This window comes from Paenibacillus sp. A14 (assembly GCF_036864815.1).
GTDB classification, from domain to species: domain Bacteria; phylum Bacillota; class Bacilli; order Paenibacillales; family Paenibacillaceae; genus Fontibacillus; species Fontibacillus sanfengchensis.
In genome coordinates, this window is record NZ_JBAGJD010000001.1 from 224,799 (window position 1) to 248,379 (window position 23,581).

19 protein-coding genes and 1 pseudogene are annotated in these 23,581 nt (G+C 49.9%); 5 read left to right on the forward strand and 15 right to left on the reverse strand.

What is annotated here, in order from left to right:
* Positions 1-170: 170 nt before the first annotated feature.
* The 7 genes from V4U88_RS01120 to V4U88_RS01150 all read right to left on the reverse strand — a co-directional run bounded on the left by V4U88_RS01120 (position 171) and on the right by V4U88_RS01150 (position 7,453).
* Positions 171-1,295: a DUF4432 family protein gene (locus tag V4U88_RS01120; protein ID WP_334071378.1), complete on the reverse strand. Its 1,125-nt coding sequence runs from the start codon at positions 1,293-1,295 to the stop codon at positions 171-173.
* On the reverse strand, positions 1,285-1,767 hold the full coding sequence (locus V4U88_RS01125) for an HAD-IA family hydrolase (protein ID WP_334071379.1): 483 nt from the start codon (positions 1,765-1,767) through the stop codon (positions 1,285-1,287). Before V4U88_RS01125 ends, V4U88_RS01120 begins: the two co-directional genes overlap by 11 nt.
* Positions 1,748-1,993, reverse strand: a complete 246-nt coding sequence (locus V4U88_RS01130; protein WP_334071380.1) for an HAD hydrolase-like protein — start codon at positions 1,991-1,993, stop codon at positions 1,748-1,750. The genes V4U88_RS01125 and V4U88_RS01130 overlap by 20 nt, the downstream gene beginning before the upstream one ends.
* Positions 1,974-4,232, reverse strand: a complete 2,259-nt coding sequence (locus V4U88_RS01135; RefSeq protein WP_334071381.1) for a glycoside hydrolase family 65 protein — start codon at positions 4,230-4,232, stop codon at positions 1,974-1,976. The genes V4U88_RS01130 and V4U88_RS01135 overlap by 20 nt, the downstream gene beginning before the upstream one ends.
* A gap of 51 nt (positions 4,233-4,283) precedes the next feature.
* On the reverse strand, positions 4,284-5,108 hold the full coding sequence (locus V4U88_RS01140; RefSeq protein WP_334072040.1) for a carbohydrate ABC transporter permease: 825 nt from the start codon (positions 5,106-5,108) through the stop codon (positions 4,284-4,286).
* Positions 5,109-5,128: 20 nt separating this feature from the next.
* Positions 5,129-6,004 carry a carbohydrate ABC transporter permease gene (locus V4U88_RS01145; RefSeq protein ID WP_334071382.1) on the reverse strand — a complete coding sequence of 292 codons (876 nt, stop codon included), beginning with the start codon at positions 6,002-6,004 and terminating at the stop codon, positions 5,129-5,131.
* A gap of 87 nt (positions 6,005-6,091) precedes the next feature.
* Positions 6,092-7,453: an ABC transporter substrate-binding protein gene (locus tag V4U88_RS01150; RefSeq protein WP_334071383.1), complete on the reverse strand. Its 1,362-nt coding sequence runs from the start codon at positions 7,451-7,453 to the stop codon at positions 6,092-6,094.
* 287 nt (positions 7,454-7,740) lie between these two features.
* On the opposite strand from V4U88_RS01150, the gene V4U88_RS01155 reads away from it, so the two are divergent.
* Together V4U88_RS01155 and V4U88_RS01160 are read left to right on the forward strand one after the other, a co-directional pair.
* Positions 7,741-9,540, forward strand: coding sequence for a sensor histidine kinase (locus V4U88_RS01155; protein WP_334071384.1), 1,800 nt, complete (start codon positions 7,741-7,743; stop codon positions 9,538-9,540).
* Positions 9,533-11,140, forward strand: a complete 1,608-nt coding sequence (locus V4U88_RS01160; RefSeq protein ID WP_334071385.1) for a response regulator — start codon at positions 9,533-9,535, stop codon at positions 11,138-11,140. Before V4U88_RS01155 ends, V4U88_RS01160 begins: the two co-directional genes overlap by 8 nt.
* 41 nt (positions 11,141-11,181) lie before the next feature.
* Here V4U88_RS01160 and V4U88_RS01165 read toward each other — a convergent pair whose 3' ends face one another.
* The 6 genes from V4U88_RS01165 to V4U88_RS01190 form a co-directional block, all read right to left on the reverse strand.
* A complete protein-coding gene (locus V4U88_RS01165; protein WP_334071387.1) occupies positions 11,182-12,753 on the reverse strand; it encodes a response regulator transcription factor in 1,572 nt (523 codons plus the stop codon).
* 77 nt (positions 12,754-12,830) lie between these two features.
* Entirely contained in the window at positions 12,831-14,678 is a 1,848-nt protein-coding gene (locus tag V4U88_RS01170) for a cache domain-containing sensor histidine kinase (RefSeq protein ID WP_334071388.1), read from the reverse strand.
* A 101-nt stretch (positions 14,679-14,779) separates the two neighbouring features.
* Positions 14,780-16,417, reverse strand: a complete 1,638-nt coding sequence (locus V4U88_RS01175) for an extracellular solute-binding protein (RefSeq protein WP_334071389.1) — start codon at positions 16,415-16,417, stop codon at positions 14,780-14,782.
* Positions 16,418-16,465: 48 nt separating this feature from the next.
* Positions 16,466-17,338, reverse strand: a complete 873-nt coding sequence (locus V4U88_RS01180; protein ID WP_334071390.1) for a carbohydrate ABC transporter permease — start codon at positions 17,336-17,338, stop codon at positions 16,466-16,468.
* A gap of 79 nt (positions 17,339-17,417) precedes the next feature.
* Positions 17,418-18,374: an ABC transporter permease gene (locus V4U88_RS01185; protein ID WP_334071391.1), complete on the reverse strand. Its 957-nt coding sequence runs from the start codon at positions 18,372-18,374 to the stop codon at positions 17,418-17,420.
* A gap of 223 nt (positions 18,375-18,597) precedes the next feature.
* Complete coding sequence (locus tag V4U88_RS01190) at positions 18,598-19,719, reverse strand: glycoside hydrolase family 88/105 protein (RefSeq protein ID WP_334071392.1); 1,122 nt, start codon at positions 19,717-19,719, stop codon at positions 18,598-18,600.
* A 112-nt stretch (positions 19,720-19,831) separates the two neighbouring features.
* Here V4U88_RS01190 and V4U88_RS01195 point away from each other — a divergent pair, with 112 nt between their 5' ends.
* On the forward strand, positions 19,832-20,704 hold the full coding sequence (locus V4U88_RS01195; RefSeq protein WP_334071393.1) for an AraC family transcriptional regulator: 873 nt from the start codon (positions 19,832-19,834) through the stop codon (positions 20,702-20,704).
* Here the strand turns inward: V4U88_RS01195 and V4U88_RS01200 are convergent.
* Together V4U88_RS01200 and V4U88_RS01205 are read right to left on the reverse strand one after the other, a co-directional pair.
* A pseudogene (locus V4U88_RS01200) lies at positions 20,694-21,047 on the reverse strand (glycosyl hydrolase); the annotation flags it as partial. The gene V4U88_RS01195 and the pseudogene V4U88_RS01200 overlap by 11 nt on opposite strands.
* An 82-nt stretch (positions 21,048-21,129) precedes the next feature.
* On the reverse strand, positions 21,130-21,297 hold the full coding sequence (locus V4U88_RS01205; protein WP_334071394.1) for a hypothetical protein: 168 nt from the start codon (positions 21,295-21,297) through the stop codon (positions 21,130-21,132).
* 236 nt (positions 21,298-21,533) lie between these two features.
* Here V4U88_RS01205 and V4U88_RS01210 point away from each other — a divergent pair, with 236 nt between their 5' ends.
* Complete coding sequence (locus tag V4U88_RS01210; RefSeq protein ID WP_334071395.1) at positions 21,534-22,427, forward strand: S8 family serine peptidase; 894 nt, start codon at positions 21,534-21,536, stop codon at positions 22,425-22,427.
* Positions 22,373-23,419 (forward strand): S8 family serine peptidase, encoded by a 1,047-nt coding sequence (locus V4U88_RS01215; RefSeq protein WP_334071396.1) that lies wholly within the window; start codon positions 22,373-22,375, stop codon positions 23,417-23,419. The genes V4U88_RS01210 and V4U88_RS01215 overlap by 55 nt, the downstream gene beginning before the upstream one ends.
* Positions 23,420-23,581 lie beyond the last annotated feature (162 nt).

Genomic DNA, 23,581 nt, shown 5'->3' on the forward strand with positions numbered 1-23,581 from the left:
CAAGGTGAAGCCGCCAGTCGCCCGGAAATCTCCCGGTGACTGGCTATTTTTAAGGCAAAAAAACACCCCCAAGGCTCTCTCGTCTATCCTGCAACAAGACAGAATTTCAGCCTTTTGAAGGTGTCTTTGCTTGGTTCACGTTAGGAGATAATAAACTTCTCTATGACTACTTACTTCGCAGCTTGTTCAATCAAGCTCGCAAGGGTGGCAATCTCTCCGGGATTACGTGTCGCCCCCAAGATGATCCAACCCGTGCACTGGTCCCGGGCGCCAACATAGACAGTCTCACCGTCTATCGTCTTTTGCTTCAAGGAATTGGGTCTTGTCTTGCAAGGCTCCAGGGCATACATTGGGTCCGTCATCGCCCGCTTGGCGATTAAGGAACGAGGATAACACGCCAGTGAACGGATGACATAGGCTGCTGCGTCTTTGTCTGCATTCACCAGCATCTCGGCCGTCAGTTCTTCATCAGTGCTGGCGGCCGTGTGGTAGTCTCGAACCTGCGGCAGTGCCGACAGTCCCTCTACTGGCCCTGGGATATATTGATAGCAACGAATTGGGTCCAGCTTAGTCCGCGAATCGTAAATCATAAGCGGATCTTCCTCCGGAGGGGCAGCATCGCGTAACAGCAGGTGTTTGCTCAATACTGGCAGAACATACCTGCCACCGCCGCTCATATACTGCCCCGCCAGTTGAATGTGATAACCATCGTCTACGGGTTGCGCACTATCCGTTAGATTACGTACGGTATCCTCACGATACAGCACTTCTGCTCCATAATTCGTTACCATCCGAATTGATTTCTCATAAATAGGCAGTGCCCCATACCCTCTTACCGGTACTGTTCCCTCTAGACAAATCCCCCGATCATCCCAAATCAATCGAATCGATTCCAGGCGTGCCGGGGAGTAAGAACCTGTCCCGTGGACGGTTCTCACTTCATCCGGAGTGCCAAAGACTTCAGGGCCAATAGCCGCCACCGCCGCATAGAAGCCTGCATCCCAACCTGAATGCTCATTGTCGGAGAGGTCTACATGATCAGGGTGCAGTAAATACCTTATGTCCCGCTCCCAACTGATCTTTTCCGACTCAAGCCTGAGTTCCCCTATATCCATTCCCCGTTCAAGAATTACGGTAAAAACAAGCCTGCCATTGGATACGGTAAGCAAATGCAGGCGCGAGTCAAAACGGTCTGTAAACAGCTTCAAGGTAACGAACCCGCCGTCAGGCAGCATATAAGGAACATCCGGTTGAAATTGCGACAACATCAACTCACCTGTGGGTTTACTGTTCATACGGACGATCTCCCATTACGCCAAGATCGGATACGCCAATTCGGCTTAGCAAAAAAACAGGCTCTAGCTGCTCAAAACTCGTGACAGTCACATGGGCGCGGGCAAGCAATGACTCTGTTCCAACCCCAACCACTCGCATGCCTGCCCGGATTGCTCCCTCAACACCAGCGGCCGCATCTTCAAACACATAACATGCGGACGGAGCCACGTTTAGAAGTAAGGCTGCCTGCAAGAACACCTCCGGGTCCGGCTTGGCTTTGACAATACTATTCCCGTCAACCACGGCATCGAACAACGGCCCAATGTTCACTTTGTCCAAAATCAGCGGTGCATTTTTGCTAGCCGATGCGATGGCTGTCTTGATGCCATTTACGCGCAAGTGCTGAAGAAAGCGGGCTACGCCCGGCAATACATCTGCGGGCGTAAGCGTAGCGAGATACTCCTTGTACCACTCATTTTTCCGGGATGCCAACCTCTCCTTCTGCTCCCTTGTCAGATTCGTTATTCCTCCCGCCCCGAAGCAGGAGCTCAAGCGAATCCATACGGCTGACACCCTTCAATTGCTCATTCTCTTTCTCACTGAAAGCAAACCCCAATTCCTCAGCAAGGCGCTTCCAGGCTTGATAGTGAAATTTAGCGGTATCGACAATAACGCCGTCCAAATCAAAGATGGCTGCTTCAAATGGTTTGACTGGCAACAGATTTCCCCCCGTCCAGTTTGTTTATCTCATAAGCATCCGGACGAACTGTTATTCGATAGCGTTCCCCTCGCCAAGCGATCCGAAAGCTCAGTTCCTTCCAGTCCGCAGGCAGTCGGGGCTCAAGATGAAGCTCCTCACTCCACATCGCGGTGCCTATACCGGCAAAGCCGTAAACAATAAGCTGCCACAGTCCGCCACAATTGGCAATGTGAATCCCCTCGGCAGCCCCTTTCTTCTCCACAGAGAGATCGATCGCCATCACTCGCTGCAGAAATTTGGCCGCTTCCTCCTTCTGGCCCAGCCAAGAAGCCACAATGCCATGAACCGCTGCGGATAAGGAAGAATCATGAGTCGTGATCGGCTCATAATACGCATAAGCCGCCTTCATCTGCTCCCGGGTGAACTCCTGTGGAAAGAGCAACATTAATTCAAGCACATCAGCTTGCTTGAGCGCCTTGGAGCGATAATTTCGTTCCTGGGAAATGAAATGACCAAACGGTCTGGAGCGGTCCGTCCAGAGCTTATCAAATTCGACGTCAGCATACTGGGCGAAATCGTCGGATTGTGGGACAATTTCCGTCTGGCTGTCGTACGGCAATCTCAGCTTCTCCGCTGTGTGCCGGAAGCGCTCCTGTTCATCCTGACAGATGTTCAGCCGCTTTACCGCAGCCGCATAACCATCCGGCTTACTATGTTGCAGGTTGTCGAGGCATAGAACGGTCTGCTCCAGACTGAATTTGACCATTCGATTGGTGAAGGCATTGTTGCGGGTGAACGGCAGATACTCATCCGGCCCCATCACGCCAAGCAGCTCCCCGTACCCCTCCGGGTTCCAATCCACTCGATCACACCAATAACGAGCCGTTTCTACTAAAATGTCAATGCCGTAACGCTCCAGAAATTCATCGTCTCCGGTCGCGTTCACATAATGGTACAAGGCATACACTACATCCGCTGTAATGTGAATTTCGTGATCCGCATACTGCCAGTTTGCACATTGCTCCTCGCCGCTTAACGAGGACTCCCAGGCATATCGGGCTCCCCGGTAGCCGTACTTCCGGGCATTGCGCCGCGCCCCCTCCAAGGTATGGTAGCGGAACAGCAGCAGATTGCGGGCAGCCTGGGGGTTCGTGTGCAGGAAGAAGGGTAGCAGGTTGACCTCCGTATCCCAGAAGTATCTGCCAAAATAAGCCTCACCTGCATAACCCTTCGCACAGATCGCCACCCGGTCATCCTGCTCCACATTGGAGCGAATCAGGTGATAGAGAGAAGCCCGGACGTTGACTTGTGCCGTGTCATCTCCCTTGATTCGAATATCCGCATTCTGCCACTTGCTTTTCCATTTAGCCGCATGGCGATGATATAGCTCTTCCCAGCCCAACTCGCGAGCATGACCCAAATACATCAGCGCCCGGTCACGGACTGTCCCCTCCTCCAAATCCCGATCTGTCGTTACCGCAGTCAGCTTGGAGATCGTCAATCGGTCACCAGCCTTCAACGGGCACTCAACTTGGAGCGATGCTATCATCTCGGTATGTTCAGCTTGCCAGGTTACCGCTTCCGACACTTCCAGCACAGACTGCATGAAGATTTGATTGCCTTCCTCCGTCAGGATGTCGAGGGACAAGCTGCCCCCGGACTCCGCCCCAGGAACAACGCGGGCAAAATGATTCATTCCATTGGTGCGCACATTAGCCCGGAGCGTTGGCTTCACCTCCAGGCTCCCTTCACCTGACAAGACTTCCATTTGCACACGCTGGACACAGAGATGGGAGTCTGCCATGCTGATGTACCGGTGATAGGTACAGTACAGACGTATGCCCTTTACCGTTTCCCATATAAATGAGCGATGCAGGCTTCCATCACGCAAATCCAGCCAGCGTTGGTAGCTGCCAATATGGCACCGGTCCATGTCCAGACTTTCCCCATCGGACTTGAATTCAAGCCCCAGATAATAAGGGAGATTGACGATTTCCTCCTTCAGCAGCGGATGGTGGCCGACAATCCCCGGAATGAAGGTGCCCTGCTTCGATTTGGGATGCCTTGGCTTCTCCAGTGTGACATTATCGGGAAAACGCAGATACTCCTCATTCTGGGGTGCATCACTACACCCTTCCTCAAAGCTGCCACGCACATGCATATACCCATTCCCTTGGGTAAAGAGCCCCTCATAATATTTGTGCAGTTCGGCGTGATACCCTTCTTCCTTCAGACGCCACAGCTTTTCCTCATTCATCTGCCATCCCTCAATTCTTCGGTCTTTTCCCTTCGTTTCTCTTCCAGCAGGTCAACCTTTAACCGCACCTGCAGCAAGTCCGGACACCACTTGCTTCTGTAGCAGGATATATACCAGAATACTTGGGATGATCACGACCATCGTAGCCGCAAACATCACACCGTAATCACTGGCGAATTGGCTCTTGAAATAGTAAAGTGCCAGCGGCAGCGTTCGGCTCTGATTGCCCGTTGTCAGAATAATAGCGAACTGGAATTCGTTCCAGCAGAGCAAAAATTGCATGACACCAGCCGTACCGAAGCCCGGCTTCGAGATCGGCAAGATGATTTTGAAGAATGTCTTGATGAAGCCGGCACCATCCAGATAAGCCGATTCCTCCATCTCCTTAGGAATCGTCAAGAAATAGCTTGTTAGAATATAGAGCGAAACTGGCAAACCGAAGCCAGCATATACAATAATGAGTCCAATCAGCTTGTCATAAAGGCCCAATGTATTGACGGTCAGATAGAGCGGTTGTAGCATGGCAGCACCCGGAATTAAGAGAGATAAGGAGAACGCTGCCATCAGCAGCTTCTTCCCCCGGAACTGAAAACGTGCCAGAGCATAGGCCGCCATTCCAAGCAGAAGCAAATTCAATACGGTTCCAAAAATCCCTACGATTACGCTGTTAATATAGAACCTGGAAATCGGCGCAATTTTGAAGGCCATTAAATAATTGGAGAAGCTGAAGCTGCTTGGCCAGCCCAGCGAATTGGTCAAAATCTCGGCATTCGTCTTGAAGGAGGCCAGGAATACCCATAGGAACGGACCGAGCGACAGCAATATAATCAGAAGTACAAATCCATACTTAAGCACATTCAAACCTATTTTCATCATTCTCACCCCAGTCGCTCCATTCAGTTATGGGAGCTGCCTATTCTGAACAGATTTCGGCACAGCAGAACAAAAATCAAGCCAAAGCCGATGAGGAAAACACCCACCGAATTGGAATAGCCAAAGTTGTTATCCATCAGTGCGGTCTTGTATATATAAATGGGTAAATTCATCGTTTCATTGCCAGGTCCCCCACCAGTAGTCATCATAATGATATCCATTTTCTGCAGCATGCTGGTTCCCGCCAAAATCACGCAGGTGCCGATAATATTGCGGAGCATAGGAAGGAGGATATACAGATTGATCTTCATCTCGCTAGCCCCGTCGATACGCGCTGATTCGAACAAGCTTTCCGGAATGGCGGCAATTTCAGCCAGAATCAGAATCGTAACCACAGCCGCATAAGGCAGCCAGGTCATCGTAACCGAGAGAAAGGCCGTTGCGTAATCCATGAACCAGTTCTGAGCGTAATCCGCATTGCCAAACAAGCGGACTATGCTGTTCACCGCCCCAAAGTCAGGGTTGAGCAAGCACAGGAACAGCATACCTACGGCTGCGCCTGAGATGATGTTAGGTAACATGTAGACAGTTCGCGCAAACTTCCAATAGAATTCCTTCAAATTGAGAATGATGGCGAATAGCGTACCAATGGCGACGTGAATCGTGGACTGAAGGAATACCCAGATCACGGTATTCAGAAAGCTCTTGCCGAAATTGGAATCATTGGTGAATAGTTCAATGTAGTTGGCCAGACCAATAAAAATCGGCTTGCGTCCGGCCGACCACTCGGTAAACGATGTGCCGAACAAAATAATCAGCGAAACGGCATAAACGACAATAAACAATGCAACGGTCGGCAACAAGAACAGCGTAATATACCTTCTATTTTTTCTTACCATACATATGGTCCTCCCCAATCGAATCTCCAGCAGGCAGGCCCGCCGGAGATCCAATTACATTTCGTACACTCAATCATCAGCTAGTGTTTATTTACTCTTAGCGGCAATATCGGTCAGTTCTTGTGTAATATCCTCTGCTGCCGAGCGGCCGAAGACCAGCTTCGGATAAAGTGTCTTCCAAGCGTCGGTAACGTTGGGATAGACGATAGCATCGAAGTTCCGGTAATGAACCTCGGTCTGTTGGGCCACCGCTATGGATTCAACAAACAACGGATACTTCTGTCTAAGCGCCTCGGAAGGCTGTACTTCATCGGATACGGGCATAACATTGCCATATTCCAGCGCGATGGTCTGTCCCTCAATGCCCGTCTTGAAACGGATAAATTTTTCGGCCGCATCCCGGGTCTCTTGCGTTTTGGCCCCAATCATATACCCCACTTCATAGGTCGAGACCATGCTGTTGTTCGGGAACGCCGCGACTCCTACCTTTTGATCAAAGCCTTCACTGCATTTGGTTGGGTCGCTAAAATCTCCGATCATCCACGGCCCATTAGCAATGATTGCCGCTTTGTTCTGACAGAAGTTATTCGCCGCATTCGCGTATCCGGCACCAAGCGCATCCTTGGTCGCATACTTCTCGAGCATCGTCTTCATGAGGTTGAGAGCTTCAATCATTTCAGGCGTATTGAAGTCGGTGGGATGCAGCGTATTCATAAATGAATTGCCTGCCTCGCCGCTGGTACCAACAATCGCCGCAAGAATCAGGTTGGTCGTCCAGGCGTTCTCCCCGGTCATTAACGAGAGGGGGATGAAGCCTGCTGCCTTGAGCTTCTCATTGTTGCTCATAAATTCATCCCAGGTCTGCGCCGGCTTGATCCCTGCCTGCTCAAACATTTCCTTGTTGTAGAAATAGCCGATATTTTGCTTCTGATCACTGATAGACCAGACCTTCCCATCCCGGGTATTGGCCGTGATGGCGGCCTCACCAATGGCTGCTTTCCACTCCGGGTCCTTGTCCAGATACTCATTGAAAGGGGTTGCAAGATTACTTTTGATTAATAGGTCATTAATCCCGTTCTTACCCATGACCACATCCGGAACATCCCCGGAGGCAGCCAGAATTTTCAGTTTATCCTCGTAGGCGGAATCACTTGGAATCTCTTCAACCACAACCTCCACTTCCTCGCCATACTTGGCATTGAACTGTTTGATCTGTTCTTCCTCCATTTTGGCTGATGCATGGGTCCCTACCCGGAAGGTCAAGTAAGAGATTTTCACCGGTGCCTTGGTGGTTGGAGCGGCATCGGCCTGATTCGATTCGGAAGGTGTAGAGTTAGCAGGTGCCCCCTTGTGCTCTGATGCATTTGGTGATCCACATGCCGAGATAGACATGGCTAACATGAGTGTGCTTGCTAGAATAAAACTCGATTTGTAGAATGACTTTCTCAAATCAAATCCCCCTTTAGGATATTGCGATTCGTTACAGCCCTCATTGTAGAACAAAGGATAGGGCAAATGAATTGGTTTTTCGGCAGGATCTTTTATAATATTTTGAGCAAATAGAGAAAAGAGGTCCGTCTTTTGAAAGGGCTTTCAGTTTTCTTTAACTCTTTGTTGATTTCTTTACCAAATGGCTAGGGAAGGCCCTGTTCGGCTATTCGACATAAAGAAAAGATTATATAATAAAGGTTGTCCGAACCTTCTACTATAGCGTCATTAGCCAAGGAGCAGATAGCATGTCCAATGAACATCTCAGTTTTATCTCCCGCATTCCGGTAAGGAATAAGATTGTCATTATCATTTTTTTGCTTATTCTTCTGCCTATGACCTTCGCCGGCTACTATTTCTATTGGAGCCTCTCCGGAGTTCTAACAAGGAATGCCAATGACAATCTGTCGCTTCTGATCGGCCAGACCAACGACAATATCGAGAAATCCTTCCAGGTGATTGATAATACCTCACTGCATTTCCTTGCCAACAAAACGGTAAGAGCGTGGTCCATTGAAGACGTGTCGATGGGAGATGACTATTACAAACTATTTATCAATAAGCTCGAAATGGAAGAGGACCTGAAGTATAGCCTGATGTTCAATAACGCTTGGAATATCAGCCTATTATCAACCGCTTATGTTTTCTTTGATGCCGACAATTATGTATCTGTTATAAAGTCTCAGCCTAACATCGAACAAATTAACAAGAACAACCTCGCCATCTACCATTCGTTGCATGATATAGAGCGCGGCAAGGAGATTGTCCCGCCAAGCGATGAGGATCGTACGATCTACTTCACCCGAATTGTGTCCAATGTTAACCTTCCCCAGCACCGCCTTGTGCTGATCTTCGGGACGAAGGAGTCCGATTTAGCGGATAAGTATGCCGAACTACTCGCCTTCCCGGGCGCTATCGCCTACATTATCGATAATCAGGGAACCGTCTATTCCACGGCAGATAAGCAGGCGCTGGGTTCTATCGTTTCACCCGCCGTCTATGCATTGAAGGATCATGATGAAGTAGGTGAAGTAAAGATTAACCAGGAGAGCTATCTGGCGGTCTCCCGCAGCATCGGTACAACCGGTTTGACCTTCGTCGCAGGTATTCCCAAGAAGCAAATTCTATCTACCTTGTCCGAGAGTATGCGAAGATATATCTGGATTATCGCTCTAATCGCTTTCGTGTCCCTCGCCGCAGGCGTCCTGTTATCCCTTCGCTTTACGCGAGTTGTGCGTGATTTGCTACGGAGCTTCCGCAAGGTCAAGAAGGGCGATTATAATGTCAGAATGCCGGCCTACAAGGATGTAGAGCTCAACCAGGTAAGCAGCACCTTCAATAATATGACGGAAGAGATCAATTATCTGATCAAGGAAGTTTACGAGAAGCACCTGTTAGTCAAAGAATCTGAAATCAAATTTTTGCAAGCTCAAATGAACCCTCACTTTTTATTTAATACGTTGATAACCATCGGTTACAAAGCCAAGTTATCCAAAGATGAGACCGTTTACAAGATGGTTACGTCTCTGACGGAGCTGCTACAGGCAAGCATCTATTCCAACAGTATGGCCAAGGTTCCGATTCGTCAGGAACTGGACTTCATTCAATTTTACCTTTATCTGCAGAAGGAAAGATTTGAGGATAAAATCGAGTATACAATTGAGATTGAAGACGAGGCTATACTCGATCTGCTGCTTCCCAAGCTGAGCCTTGAGCCCTTGGTAGAGAATGCTGTAGTGCATGGTGTGGAGAAGAAGCTGGGCAAGGGGCTCATTCATATTCACATCTATCGCCGCAACGACTCCATCTATTTTGAGATTACGGACAACGGGAGCGGGTTCGAATATGTTCCGCGAGATTGGAATGAATTTGAAAGCAAAGCTAGGCGCAAACAAGGGCACAACAACATTGGCTTGATCAACACACAAAAACGGGTCAAGCTAATCTATGGCGAGCCTTATGGAATTCATGTCGAGAGCGAATTTGGAGCGGGGGCCAAAGTTACTTTACATATCCCCGCTGATCAGGGGGAACTAGCGCATGTATAACGTCATGATTGTGGATAATGAGCCTGTTATCAAAAAAGGGCTGCAATGCTTTATCGATTGGGAAGCTTTGCAATGTGAGGTGGTGTGCGAAGCCTCTAATGGTATGGAGGCCGTTGAATTGCTGAGCCAATACAATATCCATATTATCGTCACCGATATCCGTATGCCAGGGATGGACGGTCTGGCGTTGTCAGATTATGTACACCGGACTTTCCCGCAAATTAAAGTCATCATCCTTACCGCCTTCGCCGACTTCTCTTATGCCCAATCGGCCATACAGTATGAGGTAGTCGATTTTGTGGTCAAGATCAACCCTACAGAGAACCTTCCTGTGGCCATTGAGAAGGCCACGCGATTGTTGGAGAAGGAGAAAGAGCAAAAGGAGAAATTAAGACAGCTAGAGAACAAAATCAATGATCATCTCTCAGAAATCAGTGAAAAATTTCTGAAAGAAGCCGTTGAGGGCTTAATTAGTGAGGAAGCAAGCTTGTTCAGCCGCTCCACTGAACTTGGGTTACAGCTAGAGGACTATTTCGCCGTCTATTTGGAGTTTGAGGATACGCATAGCTCTCCCTCAACCCATGAATATCAACGGTTCCTCGTTTCCATTCGCCAATTCCTTGCACTAGCCTTTGAGGAACGTCCCTCATATATGATGGCCATGGAGCAGAACACCTTGCTCGCCATCGTCTCTATGGACAGCGATCATGCTGCGATCCCAACACAGGCCTTGCTTACGATTTGTAACGAGCTTCTCTCCATGGCCAAGAAATTTAGAAGGTACCACTTGAATATCGGGATCAGTTCGATGCACCGGGATGTGCTGACATTGTCAACAGCTTACCGTGAAGCGAAGGAAGCACTGCAAGGCAATTTCTATAGCGATAATCATGTTGCTATTTATAGGCCATATACCCACCAAACGCTCACTCCCGGAGCGCCTCCTCATCATGACGCAGAGCAAATTGCCGAATATCTGCAACATGGGCAAAGCGAGCTGGCCATTCAGCAACTGGATCAATTACTCGAAAGCTACAGAAGCACGCAGGAGCCCATCGAAAATGTGAAAGTCGCTTGTCTGCTGATTGGTTCGTATTGCTTTCGCTTGTTGAGCGCCAGCCAGCCCTTTGCCCCCGAGCCCACCGAAAGCCAAACTACGATATATAAGCAAATTCAGGAGAGCAAGGGCATTCAGCAGTTAACAGACATTCTCAAGCGTTTGATTGAGAGCTGTTTAAGGGCCTTGACGTTTAATGACAAGCAACCTAATTACATTGTGATTGAATGTCAGAAATATATCCGGGAGCATTACAACCAGAACCTGAATTTGCAAATTATTGCCGACCATATCCATATCAACAGCAGCTATTTAAGCCGCCTTTACAAAAAGGTAACCGGTGAATCCATTATCGACGCTATTAACAAGTACCGGATTGAAAAGGCTAAGAAATTGCTCAGGAACCCGGCAAGCAAAGTATTTGAAGTCGCGGAAGCGGTCGGGATCGAGACACCTGCTTATTTCACCCATGTGTTCTCTAAATATACCGGAATGAGTCCCAAGGAATACAAGCTGAATTATTCCCAGACTGAATTGAGATAAAAGCCTTCGCGGCACCCAGGCAGGGACGGACTCCCTCCGCATCAAAATCTATCTGCAACTCCCTCCGGCGCCCTCGCCGCCCGCTTGCGGTATTCCTTCGGCGAGAGCCCTTCTATTTTGTTGAATGTATTCGTGAAGTAATTGGAATCGTTGAAGCCGATGGCCTGGGCGATTTCGAAAATTTTCATGTCAGTGCTTTTGAGCAGGATCTTCGCTTTCTGCACGCGCAGGTTTTGGATATAGCCGGTGACGCTTTCGCCGGTTGCTTTCTTGAACAGGTTGCTGAAGTAGCTGGGGTTGAGATGAACATGGGCCGCCACCTCGGCCAATCCGCATTCGTCCATATATTTCTCTTCAATAAACCGGATGGCTTGCTTGACCGGATTGTCTTTCTTGCCGGCAAGCCAGTGGTTATGGGAACGCAGGAATTCATGGATATACACCTGCAGCCAAGCCGCAATCTCTTCGGGCGTCTCGCATTTGTAGACGGAACCCCACTCGATGGAACGTGCGGCCATCCGCCATTCGGGAAACTGTACTTGCACCAGCCGGAGCAGGGCCGCGGCCAGGAGCAGGGCTTCGATTTTGGCGGTTTGCGGGGGCATACTGCCGATCCGCACCACTTGATCCAGAAGCTCCTTGTTCAACCGGCCGTTGTCTTCCGACATCAGCCAGGATACGATTTCCTTCTCCTTTTCGAAAAGCGCCGTCTGGTTAAGTAAAGATTCATAGGCTGTGCTGCGCTCACCGGCCGCCTCCCGGCCCGGTCCGCTGCAATATCTCTCGTAAGCCTGGCGCAAGTCCTCCGCCGTGCGGCATCGTCCTTGTCCGCAGCAGGCAAGCGCCAGTTTCAAATAATGCTGAATCGAATCGGTGAGGGTCTCCAGCCAGGAAGAATGCATTTCCGGCCGGGAAGCCGTCCGGTCCACCAATAAAGCCCATTCCGATGAACTCAAGGAGAAAAGCCGGAAGCCGCCGCCATACCATTTATGCAAATGCTCCCTGACAATGTTGCCGAGAGCAAATTGCAATAGCGGCATATCCTGGGTGGAATAGTGTTTTTCCGCGGAAATATAGGTAGGGATGCTCAGAAAGTAAAGCTCGAATTCCTTCATCTGCCCAAGCAAGGCCTTCACCTCCCCTTTGTTGCAGGACATGCCCATAATCGCCGAGCGAAGCTGGCTGTCCTCATGCTGGCGCTTCCAATCCTCCACCAGCCGCCCGGATTGATTCTCTTCGATCAGCCGTACATAGGTCCGGTCGAGCATGCTTAATATATCCGCTTCTACGCAAGGTTTCGTGATAAAGTCCAGCACTCCGAACTTGAGGGCGGACTGGGCGTAAGCAAAATCCTTAAAGCCCGTGATGATCACAATCTTGGTCCCCCAGCCGCGGGCCTTGATTTCCTCGGCCAGCTCCAGCCCATCCATATGGGGCATGCGGATATCGGTTAATAGCAAATCAGGGACGTTTTGCTCCATCGAAGACAGGGCCGCCCGGCCATTTGCCGCTTCTCCCGCCACCACCCACTCGGCGGACCGTTTCCCGGCCAGCTTGAGCAGTCCTTTGCGAAAATTCGGCTGATCCTCGGCAATAAACAGCTTGCCTTTCATCTGTTTCCCTCCTCAAAGTTTTGTTAGCGTTACCTCCTGAATCGACCTCGAGCAAAACTCGCTTCGGAAGCATGGGCTTAGTACTCTTGCGGCATCGTCTGAATGGGAAGCCTGATGTGAACGGTCGTTCCTTTTCCCTTGACGCTGGAAATCTCTACTCCGTAAGGAGCCCCGTACACCAGTTCAATGCGCCGCAGCACGCTTTTAAAGCCGATTCCCGTTTTGTTGTTCTCCGGCAGCGCATCCTTAACTTCCTTCAAAGCATATAAAGTGCTGTCATCCATGCCGCAGCCGTTGTCAGCCACCTCGATATACAGCGCTCCATCCCGTAAAGCAGCCTTCACCCTGAGCACCCGGTCTTCGTCCATATTGCGGAAGGCATGCACAAAAACATTCTCCACCACCGGCAACAGCAGACATCTCATCATCCGCAGACCCAGCAACGATTCTTCGGCCTGAATGATCGTTTCCATCTCGCCGGTAAACAATTCGGTCTGAATCTTAATGTAATTCCGTACCTGCTGCAGCTCTTCTCCCAGCGTCGTATCGGTCTTTACGGATTGAAGCGAATACTTCAGCATCTCCGAGATGGCGTTGATCAGAAGAGCCGCCTCCGCCTGGTCGTCGTTGTACAGCTTCCAATACAGTTCATTGAACAGGTTATGCAGATAATGAGGGTTCAACTGCGCCTGAATGGCTTTTAATTCCGATTCCCGCTGGCTGATCTGGGCCAGGTACACTTTGCTGATCAGGGTGCTTACTTGCTCCGCCATGCTGTTGAAGCTCTCGCTGATAAACCCGAGCTCATCGCCGGAACGGACGCTGATCCGGGCCGAGAAATCCCCCGAACGCAATTTGCGCAGCCCCCGCATCAGATCGGCCAGAGGCTTCAGCAGGGTTCTGGTAGAAATCGTAATCAGCAGCGCGCTGAGAAGCACAACGCCAATTCCGGCAACAACAAAGATATGGATGATGTCTTTGTTTTTGCGCTGAATCTCCTCCAGAGAAACCCCTCCGTATAGGGTAAAGCCTGCCGGTTCCAGACGATGGCGGACAAATAAATAGGTGACCCCATTCATCTTGGCATATTGGGGATCGCCGGCATCGATCAAGCGCATGAGTTGCTCCGTCTCCTCCTGATTCGTATTGGAGTAGAGCAGTCCCCCCATAGGCTCCAGCAGCAGCACCTTGCCGTTGCCGTTCGCCGTAAGATCCCGCAGCACTTTGGATACCAGGCTTTCCTCCATCACCACCACCATGGTTCCGTACGGGATCAGCTTGTCATTGAGCATCCGTCTGGCGGCGATCAGCACCGTCCGGCGTCCGCCGGGATCGACGGCACTGGGCAGACTGGCCCGACCCCAGACCAAGTTCCCCCGATGCGACTCCAGCTTTCCCATCAACATGGCCATTTCTTCAGGTCCGGGTTCGCCTGACGCCCCATTTTGGGAGAGAATAGCCAAATCTCCGTTTTCATTGAACAGAAAGATGGAACGGATCGACGGCGCATCCACTTGCAGCGTGATCAGTTGCTCCTCCACGTACTTACGGTTCTTGAATTGAGTATAGAGATCCCCTCCGGGATCCAGGCTCTCTGTGACGAACAATTCTATAGAAGGATTCAGGATAATGGATTGGGATACCCGGCTTACCTCCTGGAAGGTGAGTTCCAATCTGGCTAAAGCCTGTTCATTGGCGATGGAGAACTGCTTGCTGATCTCGTCCTCCATCAATTGGACATTTAAGCGGTAGACCAGCCACCCCGCTAAGGTGAAGGCTAGTGTGACCATACACGAGAGCAGTACAATCAGCTTCAACTTGAAGCTGCCCTTCATTTTTCCGGCAATCCTCCCCGGCCAGCTCATCGGATTCAGTCTGGCTCCCTCCCCGAAACGATGATGTAATCCGTTTGTAAACCCTTTCATCGTATTTTAAAACAAACTTGGCCCGGCTGCTACCGGACCAAGTCCTTATTTGCTTTATCCTCTTCATGAACGGCTTCGTCATGGAAAGATGACTTTTTGAACTACCTCTCTAATTGAGACCGGACCATTTCCAGTACATCATCGCCCAGGAAGGCCGTGTCTTTGTTTTCTTGATACCATGTATTCATGTATTCCTCGATCTGCTTGCCGCCGCCTTTCTCCCAGGCCGCTTTGGCATCCGCAATCGCTTGCTCGGACGTATATTTGGATCCGCCGATGATTCCTTTGACAATGATGTCTTTCACTTCTTTGTCCACGTTGGTATTGATAACGACCAGGTCGCTTGGCAGAACCGGCATATGCTCGTAGTGACTCAGAGCGGGATATTTGGCGTCCGGATTGAGCAAGAACTGGTCGGCTTGCTTCATCATCTCCAGCCCCGCCTTCTGATCCGGATCCTCCACATTAAATGCCGATACGGAGGTCAAAAATTCGTTCTGCGGGAGGGAATAGAACATGGTGTAGTCCGCAGCCCAATCCACTTCCTTCATGTTCTTTTCGAGATCATTCACGACGGGCGCGCCGTCCGCCCCCTTATTCCAATGCTCTCCCTCCAGTCCCTTTCTCAGCGTCAACGCCGTATCCGGTTGGAGCATAAAGTTGATATATTCCATCACAGCCTTGGGATCTTTGGCCGCGGCGTTAACCACGGTCGTCATCTGAATCGGGTTGGTCACGTGATGGGTGAACTGTCCCATTGGCGACTTGGGCTGCATCATCGGGGCAATTTCCGCTTCCGGGACCACTCTTCTGATCGTCTTGAGATCGGTGACCGTACTCTCAAACCAGTTATTGATTTGCGGAGGCAGAAAAACGCCCACCTTGCCGTTCAAATAATCCTGCTTTGCTTTGGAGCCGTTCGTGTCGGCCAGGTAGTCCGGGTCGATCAGCCCTTCCTCGAACAGTCTCTTCTTGAATTTCGTCGCCTCCAGTGTATTATCCCAGCTGCGGATGATTTTGTCGTCAGCCGAGATGGCCCAGCCGCCTGCGCCGAACATGGAATCTATCATACCGCCGGAGGTATAGCTGATATTCGTTCCGTACGTATCCTTCTTGCCGTTGCCGTCCGGATCTTGCTCTACAAAAGCCTTCAGGACGGTAATCAGCTCATCGGTCGTCTTCGGCACTTCCAGGTTCAGCTTTTTCAACCAATCCACCCGGATGAGCGCCACGCTTTGCAGATGGGGCTCGTTAATTTTGCCGATTTCATATAACTTGCCGTCCGGCTTGGTGCCCACCTCACGCAGCCCAGGATACTTCTCCAGCAATTTTTCGTATTCAGGGGCATACTGCAAGTAATCGTCCAGAGGCAGCAGCTGCTTCTGCTGGTACAGGGAATCCCGGAAGCCCGTATCATAATCATTGACCATATCCGGCGCACTGCCGGATGCGAACATCACATTCAACTTCTGGACCGCCTCCGACCGAAGCACAGGCACAAACTTGGCCTCAACCGGAGAATGTTCGTTGATCCATTTGGTCCAGCGGTTCTCCTCCACGGTTCCCTCCGCGGCCGGGATATTGCCTCTGTCATAGTTGGACACAGTAATGACGGGTTTATCTCCGCTTCCCCCCCCTTCTTTTGGCTGGCTGCAGCCGGCAACCCCCGCCGTCAACACGATAGCCAGTAATGCGGATGACCAGACCCTTTTATTCCACTTGGATGTTTGCTCAATCATTTGCAAGCTCCTCTCGATCTATGATCTAAAATGAATGGATGTGTGCCGCTAACCTTTAATGGAACCGAGCATGATTCCTTGAACGAAATACTTTTGCAGAAACGGATAGACCACCAGCATCGGCACCACCATCACCATAACACCTACCGCCTTCAGCTTCTCGGAGATCAGTTCCTGCTGCTGCATGATATCCATTGCCATCATGTTGTCCATGCTCTGAATCTGCAGCATGCTCTGGACGACTACCGTGAGATTCTGCAGTTCCGTCCGATTAATGTAAAGAATGACGTTCATGAACATGTTCCAGTAACCAACTCCGTAGAATAACGTCAATGTGGCCAGCATGGGCAGGGATAAAGGCAAAATAATACGCAAAAGCAGTTGCATCTCTCCGCAGCCGTCAATCTGAGCCGATTCCGTCACTTCACCCGGAATGTTTTCAAAGAAGCTTTTCATGATTAACATGTTATAGGTACTGATCAGCCCAACGAACCATAAGGACCAATACGTGTTCGTCAAGTTCAGATTGTTCATCACCAGATAAGTGGGAATCATGCCGCCGCTGAATAACATCGTAAACAGCGCGGCTGTTGTAAGCGGCTTGCGGGCATACAGATAGCGGCGGGACAAGGGGTACGCCGTCAGCACCGTCGTCAGCATGCTAAGCGCCGTTCCGCCCAGGGTGATGAGGACGCTGTTGTTAAATGCCCGCAAGGCCGGGGTGTTCTGAAAAAAATACTCATAGGCTGTAAAATCAAGGCCCACCGGCCAGAAAAAGACTTGGCCCAGATCCACCGCATGCCCTTCGCTTAAGGACAAGGCGATCAAATGCAGGAAAGGCAGAATACAGGTGAGTGCGATGATAATTAGAACCGTATGAACGAAGACCGAAAAAATCTTTCCGCTAGTTGATTCTCTCAATGTAGTTCCCCCTCCTAAAAGTTTTGTGGGCTTTACTTCCTGAATAAGCTTCGAACAAAACTCGCTTCGAAAGCATAGGCTAGAATAATCCCTGGTCGAACTTCCTGGCCAGCGCGTTAGCCGACAACAGCAGCACCAGGCCGACAAAGGACTCGAATAGACCCATGGCCGTGGTCAGACTGAATTGGGCCTTCTGCAGCCCCACTTTGTACACATAGGTGCTGATGACCTCGGCTTTTTCCAGGACGGTGGGATTCTGCAAGTTGTAAACCTGGTCGAACCCTACCTCCATCAGGCGGCCCATGCCCAGGATCAACAGAAGGATAATCGTAGAACGGAGGCCCGGCAGCGTAATATGCCAGATCTGTCTTAGCTTGCCCGCGCCGTCCAGGGCGGCGGATTCGTACAAGCTGGGATCAATGGACGAAAGGGCGGCGAGATAGATAATGGCGCCGAACCCCATCTCTTTCCACATCCCGGAGCCGATAAAGATCGTGACCCAGGATTCGATGCGGTACAGAAACGGCACCGGCTCCATTCCCCATTGCTCCAGCAGCTTGTTGACGGTGCCGCCGTCGATCGAAAACAAGGTGAGAACCAGCCCCGCTATGATGACCCAGGACAGAAAATGGGGCAGATAAATAATCGTTTGAATCCAGCGCTTCAGCCATCTTTTTCGAACCTCGTTCAGCGCGATGGCGATAATGATCGGCGCGGGAAAACCGAAGATTAGATTCAAAATACTTAAGGAGAGGGTATTCCAGATGATCTGCAGCGTAGCGTCGGACTGAAATAAAATCTTGAAATACTTGAGTCCCACCCAAGGGCTGGACAAAATGCCATCGTGGAAGTTGTAATCCTTGAAAGCGATCACAAGCCCGCCCATAGGAAAATACCGGAATATCACGTAATACAGGATCCCCGGTACGAGCATGAGGAACAGCGGAATATTCTGCCGAAACCTCTTGGTCTCGTGAAAGGCTTGTTTGGCCTTCGGCACGCTGTCCGTTCCGGCGGTCGCAGGTGTTGTTGGCATGTTCTAACCTTCTTTCTTGGTTGATTGCTTTTCGATGATGTTTATACTGTACCGCAGTCCCTCCGGTGCATACCTTAAGAATCTCTAGGTTTTTCTATAGATTTTTTGTTTTTCGCGTACAGAAAAAGGACGCGAATTCGCTCGCGTCCTTTTTTGCGTTTCACTTTTCCGTTTGCGTTAGCTTTTCATCTAGTCGCCAGGGCTTGATTGAACCGATGCAGGCTTACAACGAAGCCCGGTCCATTTCCATACACATAAGAATAAAGGCCCCAGCGCCATGCAAATCGTTCTCGCTGGTAGGGCGGGCAATATAGTGGGCGTAATCGCCGATGTTCGTCCCGACGCAAATACGGCCGATGATCACGTTGCCGTTCTCGTCGAATTTTAAAGTATCAATCACGCCTTGATAGCCCTTCCGAGCAACATTCAAGTACTTGGCGTCAAGATAACCAAGGCGCACGGCTTTGGCAATAGACAGGACGTACATAGCAGAGCAAGAGACTTCCAGCCAATTATCCGCCCGGTCGCCTTTGTCGACAACCTGGTACCATAAGCCGGTGGTTGCATCCTGGTATTTGGACAGAGAGACGAGCAAATCCCGAAGAATGTCGATCAGCTTGGCCTTGTCCTTGTGACCTTCAGGAAGGAATTCGAACATTTCTAGTAGAGCCACAGGGTACCACCCCATCGCGCGGCCCCAGAACTCGGGAGCCAAGCCGGTAACCGGATCCGCCCATTCAGCCGCTCTGGTCTCGTCCCATCCATGGTACAGCAAGCCGGTCTCGGGATCCCTGGTGCGCTCAGCCATCAAAATGGCCTGATAGGTCATCATCCCGAAATATTCGCTTGCATCGAAAGTCTTGCCGTACTGGGTGGCAATCGGCCCGGCCATATACAATCCGTCCAGCCACATTTGATTCGGAAAATGATTCTTATGCCAGAACCCTCCCGAGGGGTTGGTCGGCCAGGATTTCAGCAAGGGGACCAGCTTATCCAAGGCCTTTTTATAACGTTCGTCTCCCGTTTGCTCATACAAGTTAAACAGCAGCACGCCCGGCTGAATATCGTCCAATTCACCGGTGTGGTACTTCTTGATGCTGCCGTCTTCGAGAACCTGGCTATCCACCCAACGCCTGATATAATCGAAGTATTTTTGCTTCCCAGTCTCCCGCCAGCATTTCTCCATGCCGGACAGAAAAACCCCCTGATGATAATGGAACCAGTCCGGCGGAAGCTGTTCCGGCTCGTATTTGGCCATCAACGCTTCGCAGGCTTTCTCCGCCCATTGAAGGGGAGTCGGCGCTTCATGCAGCCTTTTCTCAAAATCGGTTTGTGCTGAATTCAATCCTCTCATTCCTCCTTGTTATGTTCTCAAGCCACATACTAGCACAGGAATATGTACATTATTTGCTGCAAAGCACAGATTCTTCTTATATCTTGCGTTAATTAAAGGTATAATGAATACCACAATCGGAATTAAGGCGGTGCGCAGCTTGGGAGATATCCTGTACGATAACGATAAAAGAACCTTCTCGGTATCCCACCGGAAGGCATTGAGTATTCATATGCCGAGCAGCCATTTTCATAGTACGTACGAAATCTATTATTTGCTGGCCGGCAAACGGGATATTTTTATTAAGGACCGGACAATCGTGATTGAGGCAGGGGATATCGTCATCATCCCTCCGAATATTCTGCATCGGACCACCAACGCGAAAATACCCGAACACGAACGGCTTATCGTAAATATTCATGAAAAGGAAATGATTCTGGCGAAAAACTCTTCTCCGGACATCCTGCAGCCGTTGTTTGAGAAGGAATATATCCTTATAAGAAGCTCACAGCTTGACCAAGTATCCATCCAGACGCTGGCGCAGCAAATCATACTGGAAATGCGCGAGGCGAAACCCGGCTTCGAGATGTATGCGCTAACTTTAACGCTGCAGTTCCTCATCATTTGCTGCCGGCATGTGAAACAAAACAGTCCGGAGCCGCCAGTATTTCCAAGCCCTATGCATGAACGGATTTCGGAGATTGTTCGTTACATTAACGACCATTATTCAGAGAAGTTGTCGCTTCACTTGCTAGCGGAGAAGTTTTACGTTAGTCCCTATTATTTAAGCCGCTGTTTTAAAGAAGCGACGGGTTTTACCTTTGTGGAATATTTGAACAGCATTAGGGTCAAGGAAGCCAAGAAACTTTTGGTACACTCCTCCCTGAAGGTCAACCTGATTGCTAAAAAGGTAGGTTTCGGTAGCGTCACGCATTTTGGCCGAGTATTCAAGCAAGTCACCGGGCACGCTCCGTTATTTTATAAAATGGACAAATAACTGTTTCTATATATAAATTGGTTTCCGTCGGCTTGTAGGTGGCGTCCTTCCAATCCACAAACTCCCCAAGCTGATAGGCGGCGAAATCACGGGGCACATTGATATGCCAGGCAGCGGTCGCGATCCCGGCCCGGTTATTCACCCAATCGATCATCCGATCGGTGGTGCCGTCCTCCCAACCGTAGAGCGGATTATAGTTCATAAAATCGAAGCCGCGGATGGCCGGAACTTTTCCGGTTAAATTGTAGATCCAGTCAAATTCCAACTCATAATTGCCGTTATTTCCGCCTCCGTAAATCTCCTGCTGGCCTGAGATAATATGGTTGCCGTAAACCTCCGTTAAAAGCTCCTTGTTCAACCGGCCGGAGTCTTCCGACATCAGCCAGGATACGATTTCCTTCTCCTTTTCGGGAGGAATAGTGTTTTCAGGACATGCCCATAATCGCCGAGCGAAGCTGGGTGTCCTCATGCTGGCGCTTCCAATCCTCCACCAGCCGCCCGGATTGATTCTCTTCGATCAGCCGTACATAGGTCCGGTCGAGCATGCTTAATATATCCGCTTCTACGCAAGGTTTCGTGATAAAGTCCAGCACTCCGAACTTAAGGGCGGACTGGGCGTAGGCAAAATCTTTTAAATCCCGTGATGATCACATACCGTTTCCCTATGAAACCTAACATCTGTATCTGGTTTCATCAAAATAATGTTCGAATCATATCGAAAGTCAACACATCGATTTAGGCCGTGAATCCGCCCTCCCGGAGGTATAACTGTTTACAAAAGAGATATCCTAACGCCGTCGAGACATTTAAGTAAAGGAGAAGGAATTAAATGAAAATTAAGGAAACGACGGAGCGAATATCCCCAAACATCGATCCAAGAATCCAAAGGGTACTTTCTTGGAATCAAAATAACGAGGAACGGGCCCACCCTGCCGAATCATTTACTGAGGAGGCGATCCGTGAAAGTATTGAAATTGCTGTAATCGCCAAAGTAAACGATATTGAAAAGTGGAAGCAACTGGCCGGAGTACGCCAGATTGCCGACCTGGGCAATGTCCCCGACGAAAATGAAAATGTAAGATTGGTTACGGCCCGGGTTGCTTCCAATCGGATCGAGGAAGTACGCAAATCTCCCATTGTCCTTAGTCTTAAGGCCTCGCAAATACTGAATCCGCAGCTTAAACGAACCGTCGAAGAAATCAAGGCCCTGCCGGATCTGCTGCCGCCGGATTCCCAAAGTGACGGCGGAAAAGGCGTTGTCGTTGGTATTGTTGACTATGGCTGTGATTTTGCGCATCAAAATTTTATAAATCCGGACGGGACAACCCGGCTATTATGTTATTGGGATCAGAGTGCTATTGGCTACACGGACACCGATTTCGGATATGGGAGATTAATTAGCCGCCAAGAAATCAATGCTGCTCTGAAAACTCCAGATCCCTATGCCGCATTGAATATCCCTGACCCGCGTAAGGATACGGATCCGCAAACAGGGGAAATCGATCATTGGCATGGAACGCATGTAATGGATATTGCTTGTGGTAATGGCAGAGCAGGAGCATCGGGTGTAGCCCTAAAGCGGATATCATCTTTGTACAAATTAATGCTGATGACGTTCCATGGATGGGAGCAAAAGTTGTCGAAGGTAACTTCGCGGGCTCTGCCCATATGCTCGAGGCCTTGCAATTTATCAGTCAAACGGCAGGCGATTCACCTTGCGTGATGAATGTCAGCTTGGGGACAAACGGTGGCGCTCACGACGGCAAATCGCTTGTGGAAACAGGGATCGACACGATTGTGCATGCGAAATCCAACCGGGCCATTGTATTGGCAGCCAGCAATTCTTATGCCGACGGTATTCATGCCAGCGGTACCGTCAAGCAAGGCGAAACTTTTGATCTGAATTGGATTGTGGAAAGCCATGATTTCACCTTTAATGAGCTTGAGCTTTGGTATGACAAAAAGGATGAATTTTCATGCGAAATCATTACGCCTCAAGGAAAAAGTTTAGGGGAGCTCAAGCTTGGAACCAATCATCAAATACTTGGTCCGCACAATGAAATTCTCGCGTTTATGGCCCATAGAAAAAATGATCCCAATAATGGCGATCATGTTATCAACATTTTTATGGAACGCTCCCAAATGAACAGCTTAGACCCGGAACACAACTGGGTAACTGTAGGGAAGTGGATGATCAGGTTGAAAGGCCTAAGAATCGAATCCGGAAAATTCCATGCCTGGATTGAAAGAGACGATGCGGCGCAGTCCCATTTTGATGCTCCTTTGGACAATTCGCATACCATCGGGTCGATAAGTTGCGGGATGAAAAGCGTAGTGGTGGGTTCTTATGACGCTAAAGCTCCGGACACTCCCCTTTCGTTCTTCAGCAGTTCAGGACCGACGCGCGACGGCAGACAAAAACCGGAGATCAGCGCTCCCGGGCATCGGGTGAGCGCAGCCGCATCCGGTACGGAAACTGGACATATTCAGATGTCAGGGACCAGTATGGCCGCCCCTGCGGTAACAGGAGTGATTGCATTAATGCTTGCTGAGGCTCATGCCCACGGACTGAAATTGTCCAGCGATGAAATTCATGAAATATTGAGAGCATCCGCAAGACCCATGGCCAACGGTTGGCACGACAGATACGGTTACGGCCGCATTGATGCCAGCGAAGCGATCAAAAAGGTGGAGGCTTTATTGCCCGTACGTTAATCAAATTGAAAACTAAGGGTTGGCTCGGCCATACAAACAGCCCGTAAGCAGGAGACAAGCTGCCTTACGGGCATTCTTTAAACATAGCCATTCTCAGGGGTAAAGTCCATTCCAATAAACCGCGTAAAAAGTAACTGTAAGAGTTTCTATTAGTACTCTCAA

Bases quoted from the DNA above. Each gene is read 5' to 3' on its own strand.
- V4U88_RS01185 (WP_334071391.1), bottom strand. From the start codon at position 18,374: ATGCCAACAACACCTGCGACCGCCGGAACGGACAGCGTGCCGAAGGCC.
- V4U88_RS01195 (WP_334071393.1), top strand. From the start codon at position 19,832: ATGAATACCACAATCGGAATTAAGGCGGTGCGCAGCTTGGGAGATATC.
- V4U88_RS01155 (WP_334071384.1), top strand. From the start codon at position 7,741: ATGTCCAATGAACATCTCAGTTTTATCTCCCGCATTCCGGTAAGGAAT.
- V4U88_RS01120 (WP_334071378.1), bottom strand. From the start codon at position 1,295: ATGAACAGTAAACCCACAGGTGAGTTGATGTTGTCGCAATTTCAACCG.
- V4U88_RS01175 (WP_334071389.1), bottom strand. From the start codon at position 16,417: ATGATTGAGCAAACATCCAAGTGGAATAAAAGGGTCTGGTCATCCGCA.
- V4U88_RS01165 (WP_334071387.1), bottom strand. From the start codon at position 12,753: ATGAAAGGCAAGCTGTTTATTGCCGAGGATCAGCCGAATTTTCGCAAA.
- V4U88_RS01170 (WP_334071388.1), bottom strand. From the start codon at position 14,678: ATGAAAGGGTTTACAAACGGATTACATCATCGTTTCGGGGAGGGAGCC.
- V4U88_RS01140 (WP_334072040.1), bottom strand. From the start codon at position 5,108: ATGATGAAAATAGGTTTGAATGTGCTTAAGTATGGATTTGTACTTCTG.
- V4U88_RS01160 (WP_334071385.1), top strand. From the start codon at position 9,533: ATGTATAACGTCATGATTGTGGATAATGAGCCTGTTATCAAAAAAGGG.
- V4U88_RS01145 (WP_334071382.1), bottom strand. From the start codon at position 6,004: ATGGTAAGAAAAAATAGAAGGTATATTACGCTGTTCTTGTTGCCGACC.
- V4U88_RS01210 (WP_334071395.1), top strand. From the start codon at position 21,534: ATGAAAATTAAGGAAACGACGGAGCGAATATCCCCAAACATCGATCCA.
- V4U88_RS01135 (WP_334071381.1), bottom strand. From the start codon at position 4,232: ATGAATGAGGAAAAGCTGTGGCGTCTGAAGGAAGAAGGGTATCACGCC.
- V4U88_RS01215 (WP_334071396.1), top strand. From the start codon at position 22,373: ATGCTCGAGGCCTTGCAATTTATCAGTCAAACGGCAGGCGATTCACCT.